Raw genomic sequence first — 15896 nt, forward strand, 5'->3', positions numbered from 1 at the left:
GGTGTTTGTAATTTATTAGCTTTAAAATTTAGTGTTTAATTCTAATTGTTTCGCTCTGTTTTCTATTAGTGCTATTAAAGTGCTTTTGTTTTCATCACTTAACAAGCTACAGGCAATTAATTCTTGCCATTGCAGCATCCCTTTTTCTATACGATTCCATAGGTTTTCAATCGCTTTTGCAGGAATTTGTGCTTTTGCCATAGCTTCGTTAAAATCTAAACGTTTAATTTTTCGCTTTTTTCCGTTGAGGTTTAGCGCTAATTCTTCTTGATCTTCAGGAATTAATAATTTAACTGCTACCATATCATAGGCTGGAGCCAATGCATAGTGTTTACTGTCTTTTGCTATGAGTGAAAAGTTTTTTAAATGCATATCGTTATTTCCAATGAGGAAAGAAACAATAACTTGCTCATAAAATTTTACGGCATCCAGTAATGGGTTTTGGGCATAGTTTATAATGCCTTTTGCAATTTGCTCGTAAGAACCACGGTATTTATGCTCTGTGAGTCGCTCTGTGAATTGACAAGCATCTTCCATTGGGTATTTTTTGTTATTGGCAGTTCGATCTATACGTTTGGTTAAATAGGCTAAAGCACCATCCTTAAGAGGTATTAATAAAAAGGGTACTGTTGCTATTCCACAAGCTTGTGTTAATAACATAGATAGTGCTTCAATTTCCGGCATTTGTGGATACATTTGAAATGGTGGTTTTAAAATATACCTGCCATTTAATGCGCCTACAATGGTTAGCCTATTTTGAGCATTTTCTTGCGTGAAACCTAATGATAATTTTGGTTGTACGCCTGTAACAATAATACGTTGTGCTACGTTTTCTTTTGCGAGTGCTTCTATTTGAGATAGCTCATAGTCTAATTTTAGCACAGGTGTGTCTTCTTGCCAAAATGCTATTAGGCAGTTTTGATGGTAGTTTATATCGCTATCTTCTAATTTTTTATGACATGCTAAACAATAGTTCATACTTTCTCTATAATGCTAATATTGCCAATACAATCTCTACAGGTGGTTAATAATAGCCCCATGCGATCTCGTGGATTTATTTTCCAATTTTTATGTGCAATGTCCAATAACCAACCTTCCGGAATTAAACCATCGAAGAAGGGGAATAGGTATTCGGCACTAAACGGTTCTTCCTGTAATGGTAAGGTTAAACTGACTGCTAATGTGCTTTCTTTTTCTAGGTATGCTTTGTCATACTTGAAATGATAACCATTATCGTCCTCGGTTAATATACCAGCTAACGTTTTATTTACCCATATTTCTCCTTGTCTCATTGCTTATAGGTGTTGGTGTTAGTGTGTGTCCAAAAAATAACAGAACCTGATTTACTTTATCGGTCATTACATTTGGTTTTCCCTGTTCGAGTTCGCGTACAAAACGCAAGCCTACACCAGTGAAGTCTGATAACTCTACTTGTGTTAGATTTGCTTTTTTGCGTCTATCCCTTACAAATTGGGCTATGGTGTTTTCTCTATCCCATTCCATTATATTATACCTTTATGGGTACAATATAGGGAATTATTTTATAACTATACCTTAAAGGGTGTAAAATTTGTATTTAGATGTTTTTTTGTACCTTATCGGGTGTAGCTATAATTTTTGGTAGGTGTTGGTTAGTGTCTGAAAATAAATTTAATAAAGGTTTAGAGAGAGTTAATATACTTTATGTTTTATTCTTTTTTGCATTGCCCAAAAAAGAAACAAAAAACGCTAGTCTTGAATCTTCGGCGGTCAATTACGTTTTTGTTGTCTAATAGAAATGAACTGTTCGTGTAATTCTTGTTTTTTAAGGGACTCACGAATCTTCGATTTCGCAAAAGCTCAAACAGCATTTTTTTTAACGACCACTTCAAACTATTGACACTCGCCTGCCAGATTCTATGTCGGTTTTAGATTCTGACTTATTTTATGAGATTGCTTCGGTGTGCCTTCTCGCAAAGACGGTAAATGAGAGTGAATTATTGGTTATTTTACACTCGTTTAATAAACATGGGTAAAATTTACCTTCGTTTATCTACATTTTCTATATCAAAAGCAATAAGATTAAATAGCTGTCGCATTCTTGATCGAACACGGTTTCCGTATCGTTCTTCTAGTTTTTGTACGTTGAGTTTGGTAGTGCAATGTGTTTTAACCCTTCGACTAAACTCAGGATGATAAAAGAGGTCGTAACAAGATAAAAGGATTTCTCATCCCGAAGTGTCGGGATTCGAAATGACGTATTGGTTACATTGGTAAGATTTAGCTTCGCTGAACCTTGCGATTTCTCACCCTGAAGTGTCGGGATCGAAATGACAGGTTTGTGATTTTACATGATGAGATACTGAAGTCTTCCGAAATTTCGGAACAGCATGACGTATTCGAGAAGTTATGAGGTGTGTTAAATTATTTTAGGGGGTCTAATTCATTTGCTTGGTAATAGACCCATTTGATGTATTTTTCGTAATATTTTTTATAAAAAAGTTAGAAACTCCTTTTTAATACTATTTCTCACTTTTTCCGGTATTTCTAATTCTTTGGTAATGCTTTCCCAACTTTCCTTTACATTTTGAACTTCCTTTATAATTCCTTTAGGATTTTTTATTGCATAGGTTTCGGCAATCGTCATGATATCTTCTAAAGTGATCTCTGCTCTTTTATTATTGATAGATAATGCTCTAGCTATATTATTATAATTGAAATTGATATTCAATGGGTATGTTAAATCGTACGCAGGGGCTAAACTCCATGAATTTGTTTCTTTGTTATATATAAAACTGTGATTCTTTAAGTGGTCATCAATATTAGCAAAAACCAAATTAAACACCATACGCCTGAACAATTCTTGTATGTCTTTATAAGGCACTTTAAGGTCTAACGCTAATTTGAATACATTTTCATAACTTCCATCCTCTGGTTTTTTAAAATCCCATCCCGTTAAACCTGTTGCTGTAAGCACATGTTGTTTTTCTCCCTTTTGTCTGTCGTAACGCAGCGTAGCAAAATGTTTATTTTCTATTAGTTTTGAAGGCATCATTTGAATACCTGTTTCTTCTGCCATTAGGTAATACGCATATTCAACTTTTTCTCTGTTATACCCCCATTCTTCATTCATACATAACTTTACTAAATAGTGGTTATAATCATCTCCATACTCAATATCTCCAGGAATTATTTTACCTGTTTCTTTATGTTCTGAAATTAAAATTTTGGGTCTAGCTCCTCCAGCTGAAGTTCCTATTTTAAAAACGTTTAACAGCGCTGCATCATTTAATGTCTCTGCTGTTGTTTCATTTTTTAAATCTAACACTTTATTTAAAACTTCAACAATTTCGTCAATATTAATTGTTGATGACTTCGGTATTTTAGCAGTAGGTTTATATTCTAAGGCTCCCATACCTCTATTTGAAACATAGGTTAACTGTTCTAATGGTGTAATTTTTTTAAACTCTTTATTTTTAGCCTCAAACCACTCTTTAAAAATAATATTTCCGAACATATCTGGTAAAGAATCGGCAATCATTGGCGGTAGTCCCCTAAATGTTTCTCCTTCAAATTTATTAAATACCTGTACTGGTTTTATTCTTTTAAATACGTAGGGAAAAATATTGGTGTATTGGTTGGATTCTAAAAAATCGGGATTGTATTGAAAATAAGAATTCCTTTTATCTACATCATAGCCTAGTTTTCCTATCTCTTGACCAAATAACATAACTTCTATAATCTTATTTTTAGCCATCTTAGTACATTGAATTTATATCGTTTGACTTTTCAATATCTTTTAAAGCTTGATATAGACTATTTAATAAATCAAAATGATTTGCTATTTTTAAGACGGTATCTAATGTCGCATTTTTACCATTTTCAAATTTTTGAATGGTATATCTAGAGATTCCTAATGCTTCTGCTAGGTCTTGTTGAGACATCTCGTAATTTTGTCTCTTCTGCTTACAAAGTTCTCCTAATTGTAACTTAACGTCTTTAATTGTAACAGCATCAATCATTATATAGTTTATTATAATACACAAATATAGCAAAAAACAACATAATTGTTTATTATAATACACATTTATTATATTCTTTTATCCGATGAGCTTTGGTTAAAAGCTATTAAATTGAAGAGTTGCCGCATTCTTGATCGGACACGGTTTCCGTATCGTTCTTCTAGTTCTTGGCGATTTATTTAAACATTAAAAGCCTTGCTCATTATTTGTTGTTCTCTTTTTGAAATTCCAATCTTGTCCGCCACTTCTTTCCAAGTTCCTACTACTTCTACTACTTCTTGAATGATTTTATCCATTTGTTTGTTATCTAAACGGAAAAACTCTCCTACACTTTTTACTAAATCATAGTCAAGCGCATTATTATCCATATCGATATTAAGTGCCAATCCATCTTTATCTATAGAGGGATTCAAATCATAGGCTGGTGACAATACCCAACCTTGATTGGTTAATATAAAGCCATGGTTGCGTAAATGGTCATCGGTATTTGAAATAGCAATATTAAATACTACTCTACGCCATAACTGTTCTAAATTATCGTTAACCATTGCTCCGTAGTTTTGGATAAATTCTGCCAAATCCAAATAACTTGCGGGGTTATCTCTTATGGTATCTTCGTTATTACCTGTCATGGTCATAGCCGAAGCGAAATGAAGTCTAGCCCCATCTTCACGATCAAATCTTTTGGTAAAAAATGTATTGAACTTACCACTAATCTTTTCAATTTTTGATGGCGCCATAGGAATTCCTGCCTTGGTCGCTAACTGATACGCTAAGTATTCCCAAGCAGCTTTGTCTATCGTATCGTTTTTTGAGGGAAATTTTGCAATTAATAACTCCTTATTTTCATCTAATATGTTAGCCTTTGGTCTTGCACCTCCTAAAGAAGATCCTGGTGCCATTAATACCGCTAGCCATTTTCTTACCTCATCATTATCATCGTCGTTTTCAAAATTCTTTGCTGCTTCTTGTAGTTCTCGAATAGATGACCACGGCGGTGTTGGGTTTAGTTCGTTGTCGTCTAAAAACTGTCCTTCAGGGTCTAGTTTAAAACGTAAAGCTCCCATTCTGCTTTCATCATAAACCCCTAACAAGTAATCAATTTCGTATAATGTCTTTGCCTTCTCTCCTTTTTCAATTGCTTGCTGCGCTGCTCTTCGTTTCATTAAGGTTCGTCCCCAAGTATCTGGCATACTGTCTAAAAACACTCCGAAATTTTCTTTTTTATTGGGATATTGTGGTCCGCTATAGAACTGTATATCTGGATCTAACAGCATCTGTTCTTTAGATTTTAACCAATCTTTATCATACTCGAAACTGAATGCTTTTTTTCCTTTAGCGTACAATGCAGAAAGTATTCCCATTAATTGAGGTTCTTCCAATCCTTTCCAATGTGCGTAGATGAATATATCTTGTTTACCTTTTGCCATTTTTTTTGTACTTAAAGTATACTACTGTTTTTATTTTATGTTGTTCATTTTTTTAGTTCACAAATCTTTTATCTGTTCATGGTGTTCATGAATCAACAAAGTTGATTTCATTGATAAAAAAAACGAACCAAAAAAATCTAGACTTGGATTTTCAGCGGTCAATCTGATTTTTAATAGCTAAAAGAAAAGAACTCGCTTCACTCAAACAGCTTTTCTTTTTTGCGCTATTTTCAAATGTTTGACACTCGCTTGCAACTCTTAGGTCACTGGTTTAACTTTAACCTCAGAGTTATGAATCCTGAGCTCTGATTTATAAAATTGCCACGTCACTAAGTTCTTCGCAATGACGGATTTTATTTTTAGTTCTCTTTTCATTTTTTTCTAGCGGTGTAATCATCCTTTTTAATTCTTTTCATTTTGCCTTGATGCAAAACGAAACAAAAAATCAAGACAAACTTTTCCTTTTTTTGAATTCTACGTTGTATTTCGTATTCGAATCCAGACCGTAAACTCTTTGGATTCTCTTATACTCAATAACCTTGAATTCTACTAAAACAAAAATAGGTCGGCTACTAAAATTTTATTTTACTGTCTTTAAAACTCAGGGTTATGAATCCTGAGCTCTGATTTATAAAATTGCCACGTCACTAAGTTCTTCGCAATGACGAGTTTTATTTTTAGATCTCTTTTCATTTTTTTTCTAGCGGTGTAATCATCCTTTTTAATTCTTTTCATTTTGCCTTGATGCAAAACGAAACAAAAAATCAAGATAAACTTTTCCTTTTTTTGAATTCTACGTTGTATTTCGTATTCGAATCCAGACCGTAAACTCTTTGGATTCTCTTATACTCAATAACCTTGAATTCTACTAAAATGAAAATAGGTCGGCTACTAAAATTTTATTTTACTGTCTTTAAAACTCAGGGTTATGAATCCTGAGCTCTGATTCATAAAATTGCCACATCACTATATTCCTCGCAATGACGGATTTTATTTTTAGATCTCTTTTCATTTTTTTCTAGCGGTGTAATCATCCTTTTTAATTCTTTTCATTTTGCCTTGATGCAAAACGAAACAAAAAATCAAGACAAACTTTTCCTTTTTTTGAATTCTACGTTGTATTTCGTATTCGAATCCAGACCGTAAACTCTTTGGATTCTCTTATACTCAATAACCTTGAATTCTACTAAAATGAAAATAGGTCGGTTTTAATAATTTTATTTTTTATGCGTTGTTACTCTTGCTCTTTGGTTTATATTAAATCAAGGTCTTGCAACTTTCTTCCAAATTCATCATCGGCTGCAAGCTTAAGGAAATCGTCTTGTAATCCAAGTACCCGAAGTACATTGAAATAAGCCCCTATGGTTACACTTGAGTTTCCTTTTTCGATTTTATACAGGGTCGTTCTATCTATACCTGCTCTTTCTGAAACCTGAACAGTTGTTAGTTTTCTTCTTTTGCGTGCCAGTTTGATATTTTCACCCAAACGCTCCATAATTTCCTGATGCTTGGGAAAGAGTATATTTCTCTTCGAACTCATTATTGTTGCTTATTTTCAACAAAAATACACATTATGTTGATAATACGCAACAACGTAGTGTTGTGTTGGTTTTTAAAACCAAAATTAATAGGTCTTATTTTATATTCTCTTATCTATACTTTCCTTATCAAAAGCTATTAAATTAAAGAGTTGTCGCATTCTTGATCGAACACGGTTTCCGTATCGTTCTTCAAGTTCTTGTGCGTTGAGGTTGGTGGTACAATGTGTTTTGACCCTTCGACTAAGTTCAGGGTGACAAAAGAGGTCGTAACGAGATAAGAGGATTTCTCCCATTACATTACAATCTTTTCCGTAATGTCTGCCAGATGGTTCTATTCCTAAATCGTCAAAGCAATAAAACCCATCATTACCGTAATCGTCTATTGTTTTAAATCCTAAATGGTTAAAACTAAATACTGTGTTACGACATGGAATGATTTTGTATTTCTTTTGATGTGGTATCATATAACGTAATAGTTTCATCAACGAAGTTTTTCCGCATCCTACAGGACCCGTTAACAATAATCCTTTATGAATATCTATGTTCATTTTTTTACACGCTTCCTCATCCTGAATAAAGTAACAGCATAGCTTGTAAATAATCTGCATGTCTTCTTCATAGATTTTAAATGATTCGCCAAATAATAATTTTCCTTTTACATTGAGATAGACAAGTATTTTAGTAAAGTCGTAGTGTATGTGATTGTTACTTAAACTTCCTAATTGGTACTCTACTCCGTTTTCGTAAATGATATGTGGCGTTTTGGTTTTCATTTTTTTTAAAAGAGGTTTTCGTCTATACTTAAAATTTCTAGTAGATTTTACTCATAAGATTAACACGTAAATGACATTCATCGTAATGACGGATTTTATTTTTAGATCTCTTTTCTTCTTTTACTAGTGGTGTAATCATCCTTTTTTAATTATTTTCATTTTGCCTTGATGCAAAACGAAACAAAAAATCAAGACTTGGATTTTCAGCGGTCAATCTGATTTTTAATAGCTAAAAAGAAAAGAACTCGCTTCACTCAAACAGCTTTTCTTTTTTGCGCTATTTTCAAATGTTTGACACTCGCCTGCAAATCTTAGGTCGCTATTCTAACTTTAACCTCAGGGTTATGAATCCTGCGCTCCGATTAATAAGATTGCAACATCACTAAGTTCCTCGCAATGACGGTTTACTTTTAATTGCTTAATTCTCGTAATGAGATTAAAGTGGTTCATTGTAATTCTTATCGTTACTTATTTTTAGGTTGTCCTTATTTGGGATACTTCGACTTCGCTCAGTACAAGCGTTTCTGTTTTGTTTGTCGTAACCTGTATGTGCTTCATTATCTGATTGAAAACCTTTTTCTCGATTTTTTTCATTTTCACCGTTTATATTGTTTTCTATAGTTTGTATATGTTTATATATAGGTACCAATGCTTGTTTAGTACTTATACCATTTTTGGTACTATTGTGTCCTTCTACTTGTTTAGAGGTTGTACTGAATTTGAGCATCTTTATTTTACTACCTCGATATGGATTATGTGAAGGGAAATAGACAACGTAACTCCAATGATTCAACTCCTTCAAACATCTATGATACGTTGATTTTGAACCTATTTTTGACAGTTGCATTACTTCTTCCCTATTGATAAAAAAATCTTCTGGGAATCGGTTTATATTCCATAATTGAAACAAGGCCATATACAAACTGATATGAGTTGGATTTAATCGCTTGTCTTTTGAGAATTGAAAGAAAACAGTATTTAAGTGTTTTATGTAATTGACTTCTGACATATGTGTTTTTATATGTTCTTTTTCTTGCCTTGGTGTATTAGGTCTGTATCCATGTTTCCATTTTCATTTTTTACTTATCCAATAAACAAATTACACATCGTGTTTTATTTATGTTGTTCATTTTTTCCATTGATGAAAAAACGAACCAAAAAAATCTAGACGTATTTTCCTTTTTTTTGAATTCTACGTTGTATTTCGTATTCGAATCCAGACCGTAAACTCTTTGGATTCTCTTATACTCAATAACCTTGAATTCTACTAAAATGAAAATAGGTCGGTTATGTTTTTTATTAATGAGCTTTTTCGCCTATACCTTGGAATACCAAACAAATTCTATTCATAAGATTACCATGTCACTGTTGCCCTACGCAATGACACCTCTAGAATTTGTTATGGATTTTGTTTTCTTCGATTACTTTTAGGATTTCTTCGTAATCGTAATAAATTACTCCACCTACTTTAGAATATGGTAAAGTTCCATTTATCCTGAGGTTTTGTAATGTTCCTGGTGAGATGCTTAATAACTCCCTTACTTCCTGTGATTTTAACCACTTTTTAGGTTTTGAAGCAGATCGTGAATTCAATAGTTCTTTGATATCTCCTAATAACTCAAGTTTAAACTCTCTTAAATCGTCTGTTGTAATGATTGATGTTGGCATTTGTAAAATTCATTTTAATTAAAGAAGCTGCAGAATGCCCCCACAATTCATACAGCCTCTTCTTGTTGATTTAACTCACGAACTTTACTATTTTGATAAACAAGTGCTCGTGAATCGTTGATTTGATTTTTGTATTGCAAATGTGAGTGTGTTTTTTTGAACTATTTCGATATGTACTAGGTAGTAACGAAAAATAATTTTTCCATACTTCAAGAGTATTAATGTAGTTTTTAGAATAAAACAAGCATTATAAAGCCAACTCTAGCACTATAATTTCATCTAAAAACTACTATCGTAGTTACGTATGTATTACGAATAGTTATAAACTATCATCATAATCGAGTTTTGCTTGTAAACTCTGGACTAATTTGTTGAGAAATTTAGTTCTGTCTTTACTTCGATTCTTGATTTCTGAATAGGTTTTATAAAAATTACCCAATTCTACATTAAATAATTCTGAAAGTACTTTAGAGATTTGATTGATATTTCCTACTCCGCCATCTATAGCTCCAGAAACTTTTAACGCATAAATTAATTCTATTAAATCGGTTTTAGATGCTGTCCAATTGATATTCCAATCTATAGATGATTCTACTGAGGTATTGAAATGACCGCTTTCAATTTTCTTAAAGTTTAAAAGCTCTTTTTTGTAAAATTCTGTCAATAAATCATAACTCAACACCTGAGATGCTAAAAGACAATGACTCGTAAAAAACTCAGGATCTAAGGATGGGATTAGACTCACATTGAATAATTCTAGCTGCTCGTTTCCTCTTAGAAAATAAATATGATCTAACACCGTCCCTTTTTGCTTGTAGTATTTATAGAAGGCTATATTTTTCCTTTTATGGGATTCCAGCTTTTTCAATACAGACTTTACATATTGCTTTTGAACACTTATTGATGAATTCGGTTTTAAAACCTCATACTCTAGTTGCTCTGAATAAAAAGTTAAATCTGCACTAATCTTTGGTTTTACATTTTTGAAAAAATGAATTTCATCTTTATCAGATTCAAAATGATTTTCACGTATAAAAAGCCTAAGTTCATACAGAAAAACCTTTGCTTTATGTATGTGCTTTTTAAGTATTTCTACTTTAGAACCTACCTCTTGGGCAGTTCTCTTTTGTTGAGACTCATAGTTCTCAATTGAAGGGGAGATCATTTCATAGTTTTTAGCACCTCAATTTTGTAAAAAAAAATGAGACACCAAACATAACACACTAAAAACAAACACATTATTAAAAAAAACCATAAAATTACTACCTGTTTTTTATGAAATCCGTGTTTTTAACTCTCTCATATCTTCACTTACCTTCTTATCTAAGATTCTAGCGTAAATCTGTGTCGTAGCAATCTTCGTATGCCCTAACAGCTTTGAAACAGTTTCAATTGGCACTCCATTACTTAGTGTTATTGTCGTTGCAAACGTATGACGAGCCATATGAAATGTTAAGTTCTTCTTTATAGAACATATATCTGCTATCTCTTTCAAATAGCTATTTACTTTTTGGTTTGAGACTACCGGAAATAATGTATTGGAAAAAGCTGTTCTTTGATGATCACGATATTTCTCTATTAAATATTTGGGAATATCAAACAATGGAACCTTGATAGAAGTATTTGTTTTTTGTCTTTTTGTAACTATCCAATCTTCTCCATCAATACCTTTCATTATATTATCACTAGTCAGCTGCATAATATCAATATACGATACTCCTGTATAACAACTAAAAACAAACAAATCTTTAACAATATTCAATCGATTAATTGAACTATTAAATTCCACCAATCTTTTTAATTCTTCTTCTGTTAAATACTCTCGTTCTCTTTTTTCAAACGATGATTTGAATTTTACAAATGGATCTCTATCAATCCATTCATTGTGAAAAGCCATCGTCACCATTTTACGAAGTCTTTGAAGGTGTTTCATAGCCGTATTATTACTTATCTTTCGTTGATGATCGTTTGGTGTATGTGCTTTTAAAAAGTGTTCAAAATCTACGATAAAAGCATAGTTAAGGTTTCTTAGGTAGTCATCATTTTTTTTATATTTTTTTGCTAGAAAAAGCTTGATATACTTTTGAGTTGTTTTGTAATGTTTCATTGTATACTTGTTAAGTTTATGCTCTGAAACAGTATTGTGATACTCAAACAACTCTTTAATTGTGTAATGTTTTGTGTCTTCGCCAAAGTACCTAGCTTTAATGGATGCTGAAGTAATTAGCTTACCTTCTTGTAGCAACTCGTTATAAGCCATATTTATTTGGCCTTTTACGTGCTCTAAGTAGTTGTTAATGACTCTGGAATTTTCTTTGCTTCCTTTTATTCTCCCCTTTTTTGAATCCCACTCTGATTTAAGAATATTCTTAGACAAACTAAATTCTATCCTTTTACCGTTTACGGTTATTCTCGCATAAATTGAAGCATTTAAAGCACTATCTTTTGAAGTTCTAGCCCAAAATAGCAGGCTAAATGATTGGTTTGTTTTCATAGTTACTGTCTTAAAAATTAATAATTACCTAAGACAAAAATCAAATCAACTATTTAAAAACAAGATTCTTACATCCAATTCGGTGACACTCAATTAAATTTAATTAGGTGTCACCGAAAGTGTCACCGAATTGTATCAAATTATACCATTTAATATGATGGCCTAAAAACTAGAAAACCTTGCAAATCATATAGTTTGCAAGGTTTTGACACATTTTAATTGTGCTTCCAGTGATCGCGACAGGATTCGAACCTGTGACCGTCTGCTTAGAAGGCAGATGCTCTATCCAACTGAGCTACGCGACCAGTATGTCGGGGTGGCAGGATTCGAACCTGCGACCTCCTGCTCCCAAAGCAGGCGCGATGACCGGGCTACGCTACACCCCGATAGGGTCATCTACAATTTTTTGCGGAGAGACCGGGATTCGAACCCGGGCATCGAAAAACGATGACAGCTTAGCAGGCTGCTGCATTACCACTCTGCCACCTCTCCTTCCTTAATTCTGTGCCGAAGCGTGAATTAAAAATTGCGAGTGCAAATGTATAACTATAAATACGTTTCTACAAACTTTTTCTCGAAAAAAATTCGCTATTCTGGATACTCTACACGTAAGTGATAGATATTCATCAACTTATTCTTTATAATTTTTTTTATTTTTTCTATTTCTCTAAACGTAATATCCGAATTTATGAACTGATTATCGTTTTTTTGCTTATCAACTATCCTATCTATTAACTGATCTATAGATTGTGCGGTTGGGTTTTTTAAGCTCTTAGAAGCCGCCTCAGCAGCATCACACATCATTAAAATAGCCGTTTCTTTAGAAAAAGGAATAGGTCCTTGGTATTGAAACTTCTTAATATCAACTTCAGGGTTGTTTTCTAACTCCATTTTATAGAAGTAATACGTAACGCTTGTTCCATGGTGTGTTCGAATAAAATCAATGATTCTATCTGGTAACTTGTTCTTTTTAGCTATTTCTATTCCGTTAATTACATGATCTAAAATAATACGAGCGCTATCTACTGGTAACAAATCGTTATGCGGATTCACCCCTGTTGATTGGTTTTCGGTAAAGTACATCGGATTCACCATCTTTCCTATATCGTGATATAAAGCTCCTGTACGTACTAACATAGAGTTTGCTCCTATTTCATTCGCTGCAGCCTCAGCTAAGTTTGCTACTTGCATAGAATGCTGAAAGGTTCCTGGAGCTTTTTCATTTAAATCTCTCAATAGCTTAGAGTTTGTGTTCGATAACTCTAGTAATGTGACATCAGAAACCAATCCGAAGAGTTTTTCATAAAAATAAATGAAGAATACCGCTAAAAACGACAACAATCCATTAGCAGCAAATAATCCGAAATACTCCCAATTTATTTTATCTGCATTTCCTTCTTTCAGAATAGAAAACGCAAAATAAGTTAGCATATAAATCAACGTAATTTGTCCTATTGACATAAACAAGCTTGCACGTTTATACAGTTCTGAAACCGTTAAAATAGTTACAATTCCCGCAATAATGTGTAAGTAAATAAACTCAAAACTGTTAGGCACTATGAACCCAAGTAACAACACAGTAAGCACGTGTGTAAACAACCCTAAACGTGCATCAAAAAAAGCTTTTAAAACAATTGGCAAAATACTTAGCGGAACAACATACAAATAATCTGAATTGTACTTTACCACCATGGTTTGCACCAAAATCATCAAAAAGACATTGAAGAAGATAAACGTTACTTTGTTGTTATCATTAAAAATTTCAAGTCTGTATTTTTCTAAAAAAAGCAATAACATCAAAAGCGCAAACGCCACCAAAATGGTATAACCGAAAACAATCCAGTTGTAATTAGATTTTGTCCAAATGAGAGAACTAGAAGCTACTTCGTACGATTTTAAAACATTGAATTTTCTTCCTTCAACAATATCTCCTTTTAAAATAATTAATTCTCCTTTTGATACTTTTCCTTTTGCATAAGATACACTTTTCAAAAGCTCGTTTAATTCTTTCTCGCTAAACTTATAATCATACGTTACGTTCGGTTTTAAATTACTTGACAAATAGTTTATAAGTATTCTTTGTTTGTAATACGGAAACGCTTCTGTATTTACCCGTAAAAACTTTAATATTTCCTTAGATTGTATCAATTTTGAGAATGGAACATCATCTATCGAATTTCCTTTTCTTAAAACTACGATATCATTTATACGAGCTTTATCATTACTTGCATCATCTAAAAAACCATAGGTGTAAATTTTATTAATAATCTTTTCTCCTTCATTAACTATATCGCGTATAGCGGAAGTTGACAATGAATCTAATGAGTTTATATCTTTTGAAAAAGAATTTAGCACGTCATTTTTTACAGAAGTATCAACTTCGAAATATTTTTTTGAATTTGATTCAATTTCCTTTTTCTCTGTTGCAATCTCTTCAGGAGTTTTTTGAATAGCAAAATCAAAAGGTGCATATAAATTATCATACTGCCAAGGTTTACCTTGTGGAAAATCGTACTTAAACTGTCCTCCTTTCGGAAATAAATACACAATAGCTATTACTGTTATTAAAAATAATAGCACTTTGTAAATTATCGTATTGTTTTTATATAACCTATTGATTAAATCGTTCATTTTAGATATTTATAAAATGTAAATATAACCTTTCTCTATTATTTGAGTACTTACTATAAAATGGTTATTTTCGCAAAGCAAATCTTAATACAACATATTCAATACAATAAACCTACCCTTTAAAAGGTTTATCAAAAAGAATACAATTAACAATATAACAAATGAAAGAAGTAGTAATAGTATCAGTAGCTAGAACTCCAATTGGTAGTTTTTTAGGATCCTTATCAACTATACCAGCACCGAAATTAGGTGCGGTAGCTATTAAAGGAGCTCTAGATAAAATTAACTTAAAACCAGAAATGGTTGAAGAAGTTTTTATGGGAAACGTAGTTTCGGCAGGTTTAGGTCAAGCACCAGCGCGTCAAGCTGCTATTTTTGCTGGAATTCCTGACACTGTGCCTTGTACTACTGTAAACAAAGTTTGTTCTTCAGGAATGAAATCTATCATGTTAGCTGCGCAAACCATCGCTTTAGGTGATGCTGAAATCGTTGTAGCTGGTGGTATGGAAAACATGAGTATGATTCCTCATTACCAACACGCAAGAACAGGTTCTAAATTCGGACCTATTAAGATGGAAGATGGAATGCAAAAAGATGGATTAGTTGATGCTTACGAGCAAGTAGCTATGGGAGTTTGTGCTGATGAATGTGCTGTTGAATATGAATTTTCTAGAGAAGACCAAGATGCTTTTGCTGTTGAATCATACAACCGTTCTGCTAAAGCTTGGAGCGAAGGGAAATTTGCAGATGAAATCGTTCCTGTAGAAATACCTCAACGTCGTGGTGAGCCAATCATTTTTTCTGAAGATGAAGAATACAAAAACGTAAAAATGGATAAAATCCCAGCTTTACGTCCTGCCTTTACTAAAGAAGGAACCGTAACTGCTGCAAACGCATCAACTATTAATGATGGTGGAGCTGCCTTAGTATTAATGTCTGCTGATAAAGCTACTGAGTTAGGATTAACTCCATTAGCTAAAATTAGAGGATATGCAGATGCTGCTCACGAACCAAAATGGTTTACTACCGCTCCTGCAAAAGCACTACCAAAAGCTTTAGCTAAAGCTGGAGTTGCTATTGAAGATGTTGATTATTTCGAATTAAATGAAGCATTCTCTGTAGTTGGTTTAGCAAATATGAAAATCTTAGGACTATCAGCTGATCAAGTAAATGTAAATGGTGGAGCTGTTTCGTTAGGACATCCATTAGGAGTTTCTGGAGCTAGAATTATCATTGCTTTAACTTCAATTTTAAAACAAAACAACGCTAAAATTGGTGCTGCTGGTATTTGTAACGGTGGTGGTGGTGCTAGCGCAATGGTAATTGAAAGAGTATAGTTTTTAATTATTATTTACTAA

The 15896-nt window shown here is 32.9% G+C and carries 14 protein-coding genes, 3 tRNA genes and 2 pseudogenes; 1 reads left to right on the forward strand and 18 read right to left on the reverse strand.

What is annotated here, in order from left to right; all coding sequences use genetic code 11:
• Window positions 1-21: 21 nt before the first annotated feature.
• From AC3VI6_RS01660 to AC3VI6_RS01745, 18 genes and pseudogenes are all read right to left on the reverse strand, one after another.
• Complete coding sequence (locus AC3VI6_RS01660) at window positions 22-978, reverse strand: HipA domain-containing protein (protein ID WP_497704937.1); 957 nt, start codon at window positions 976-978, stop codon at window positions 22-24.
• Window positions 975-1292 (reverse strand): HipA N-terminal domain-containing protein, encoded by a 318-nt coding sequence (locus AC3VI6_RS01665; RefSeq protein ID WP_497704938.1) that lies wholly within the window; start codon window positions 1290-1292, stop codon window positions 975-977. The genes AC3VI6_RS01660 and AC3VI6_RS01665 overlap by 4 nt, the downstream gene beginning before the upstream one ends.
• The gene (locus tag AC3VI6_RS01670; protein WP_482271945.1) at window positions 1264-1503 is read right to left on the reverse strand and encodes a helix-turn-helix transcriptional regulator; all 240 of its coding nucleotides are present in this window, start codon (window positions 1501-1503) and stop codon (window positions 1264-1266) included. The genes AC3VI6_RS01665 and AC3VI6_RS01670 overlap by 29 nt, the downstream gene beginning before the upstream one ends.
• A 515-nt stretch (window positions 1504-2018) precedes the next feature.
• Window positions 2019-2207, reverse strand: a pseudogene (locus tag AC3VI6_RS01675) (ATPase); the annotation flags it as partial.
• Between the two features lie 263 nt (window positions 2208-2470).
• Window positions 2471-3736: a type II toxin-antitoxin system HipA family toxin gene (locus AC3VI6_RS01680; RefSeq protein ID WP_497704939.1), complete on the reverse strand. Its 1266-nt coding sequence runs from the start codon at window positions 3734-3736 to the stop codon at window positions 2471-2473.
• Between the two features lies 1 nt (window position 3737).
• The gene (relB, locus tag AC3VI6_RS01685) at window positions 3738-4001 is read right to left on the reverse strand and encodes a type II toxin-antitoxin system RelB family anti-toxin (protein ID WP_435255264.1); all 264 of its coding nucleotides are present in this window, start codon (window positions 3999-4001) and stop codon (window positions 3738-3740) included.
• 68 nt (window positions 4002-4069) lie between these two features.
• A pseudogene (locus tag AC3VI6_RS01690) lies at window positions 4070-4180 on the reverse strand (ATPase); the annotation flags it as partial.
• Window positions 4181-5431 carry a type II toxin-antitoxin system HipA family toxin gene (locus tag AC3VI6_RS01695; RefSeq protein ID WP_482271946.1) on the reverse strand — a complete coding sequence of 417 codons (1251 nt, stop codon included), beginning with the start codon at window positions 5429-5431 and terminating at the stop codon, window positions 4181-4183.
• 1252 nt (window positions 5432-6683) lie between these two features.
• On the reverse strand, window positions 6684-6926 hold the full coding sequence (locus tag AC3VI6_RS01700; RefSeq protein WP_435255266.1) for a helix-turn-helix domain-containing protein: 243 nt from the start codon (window positions 6924-6926) through the stop codon (window positions 6684-6686).
• Between the two features lie 144 nt (window positions 6927-7070).
• Window positions 7071-7745, reverse strand: a complete 675-nt coding sequence (locus tag AC3VI6_RS01705) for a P-loop NTPase family protein (protein WP_497704940.1) — start codon at window positions 7743-7745, stop codon at window positions 7071-7073.
• A 436-nt stretch (window positions 7746-8181) separates the two neighbouring features.
• Window positions 8182-8754, reverse strand: a complete 573-nt coding sequence (locus tag AC3VI6_RS01710; RefSeq protein ID WP_497704941.1) for a hypothetical protein — start codon at window positions 8752-8754, stop codon at window positions 8182-8184.
• Window positions 8755-9134: 380 nt separating this feature from the next.
• Window positions 9135-9413: a helix-turn-helix domain-containing protein gene (locus AC3VI6_RS01715; RefSeq protein ID WP_497704942.1), complete on the reverse strand. Its 279-nt coding sequence runs from the start codon at window positions 9411-9413 to the stop codon at window positions 9135-9137.
• A 319-nt stretch (window positions 9414-9732) separates the two neighbouring features.
• Window positions 9733-10578, reverse strand: coding sequence for an RteC domain-containing protein (locus tag AC3VI6_RS01720; protein ID WP_497704943.1), 846 nt, complete (start codon window positions 10576-10578; stop codon window positions 9733-9735).
• Between the two features lie 108 nt (window positions 10579-10686).
• Window positions 10687-11907, reverse strand: a complete 1221-nt coding sequence (locus AC3VI6_RS01725) for a site-specific integrase (RefSeq protein WP_497704944.1) — start codon at window positions 11905-11907, stop codon at window positions 10687-10689.
• A gap of 231 nt (window positions 11908-12138) precedes the next feature.
• Window positions 12139-12212, reverse strand: a tRNA-Arg gene (locus AC3VI6_RS01730).
• Between the two features lie 6 nt (window positions 12213-12218).
• Window positions 12219-12293: transfer RNA gene (locus AC3VI6_RS01735), tRNA-Pro, on the reverse strand.
• Between the two features lie 23 nt (window positions 12294-12316).
• Window positions 12317-12399 (reverse strand) — tRNA-Ser (locus tag AC3VI6_RS01740).
• Between the two features lie 96 nt (window positions 12400-12495).
• On the reverse strand, window positions 12496-14538 hold the full coding sequence (locus AC3VI6_RS01745) for an HD family phosphohydrolase (protein WP_497704945.1): 2043 nt from the start codon (window positions 14536-14538) through the stop codon (window positions 12496-12498).
• Between the two features lie 161 nt (window positions 14539-14699).
• Between AC3VI6_RS01745 and AC3VI6_RS01750 the strand changes: the two genes are divergently transcribed.
• Window positions 14700-15875: an acetyl-CoA C-acyltransferase gene (locus tag AC3VI6_RS01750; RefSeq protein WP_497704946.1), complete on the forward strand. Its 1176-nt coding sequence runs from the start codon at window positions 14700-14702 to the stop codon at window positions 15873-15875.
• Window positions 15876-15896: the final 21 nt, after the last annotated feature.

The organism is Tenacibaculum sp. TB-56, assembly GCF_059716275.2.

Excerpts from the sequence above, each read along its gene's own strand:
- AC3VI6_RS01660 (WP_497704937.1), bottom strand. The coding sequence starts at position 978 with ATGAACTATTGTTTAGCATGTCATAAAAAATTAGAAGATAGCGATATA.
- AC3VI6_RS01665 (WP_497704938.1), bottom strand. The coding sequence starts at position 1,292 with ATGAGACAAGGAGAAATATGGGTAAATAAAACGTTAGCTGGTATATTA.
- AC3VI6_RS01670 (WP_482271945.1), bottom strand. The coding sequence starts at position 1,503 with ATGGAATGGGATAGAGAAAACACCATAGCCCAATTTGTAAGGGATAGA.
- AC3VI6_RS01680 (WP_497704939.1), bottom strand. The coding sequence starts at position 3,736 with ATGGCTAAAAATAAGATTATAGAAGTTATGTTATTTGGTCAAGAGATA.
- relB (WP_435255264.1), bottom strand. The coding sequence starts at position 4,001 with ATGATTGATGCTGTTACAATTAAAGACGTTAAGTTACAATTAGGAGAA.
- AC3VI6_RS01695 (WP_482271946.1), bottom strand. The coding sequence starts at position 5,431 with ATGGCAAAAGGTAAACAAGATATATTCATCTACGCACATTGGAAAGGA.
- AC3VI6_RS01700 (WP_435255266.1), bottom strand. The coding sequence starts at position 6,926 with ATGGAGCGTTTGGGTGAAAATATCAAACTGGCACGCAAAAGAAGAAAA.
- AC3VI6_RS01705 (WP_497704940.1), bottom strand. The coding sequence starts at position 7,745 with ATGAAAACCAAAACGCCACATATCATTTACGAAAACGGAGTAGAGTAC.
- AC3VI6_RS01710 (WP_497704941.1), bottom strand. The coding sequence starts at position 8,754 with ATGTCAGAAGTCAATTACATAAAACACTTAAATACTGTTTTCTTTCAA.
- AC3VI6_RS01715 (WP_497704942.1), bottom strand. The coding sequence starts at position 9,413 with ATGCCAACATCAATCATTACAACAGACGATTTAAGAGAGTTTAAACTT.
- AC3VI6_RS01720 (WP_497704943.1), bottom strand. The coding sequence starts at position 10,578 with ATGATCTCCCCTTCAATTGAGAACTATGAGTCTCAACAAAAGAGAACT.
- AC3VI6_RS01725 (WP_497704944.1), bottom strand. The coding sequence starts at position 11,907 with ATGAAAACAAACCAATCATTTAGCCTGCTATTTTGGGCTAGAACTTCA.
- AC3VI6_RS01745 (WP_497704945.1), bottom strand. The coding sequence starts at position 14,538 with ATGAACGATTTAATCAATAGGTTATATAAAAACAATACGATAATTTAC.
- AC3VI6_RS01750 (WP_497704946.1), top strand. The coding sequence starts at position 14,700 with ATGAAAGAAGTAGTAATAGTATCAGTAGCTAGAACTCCAATTGGTAGT.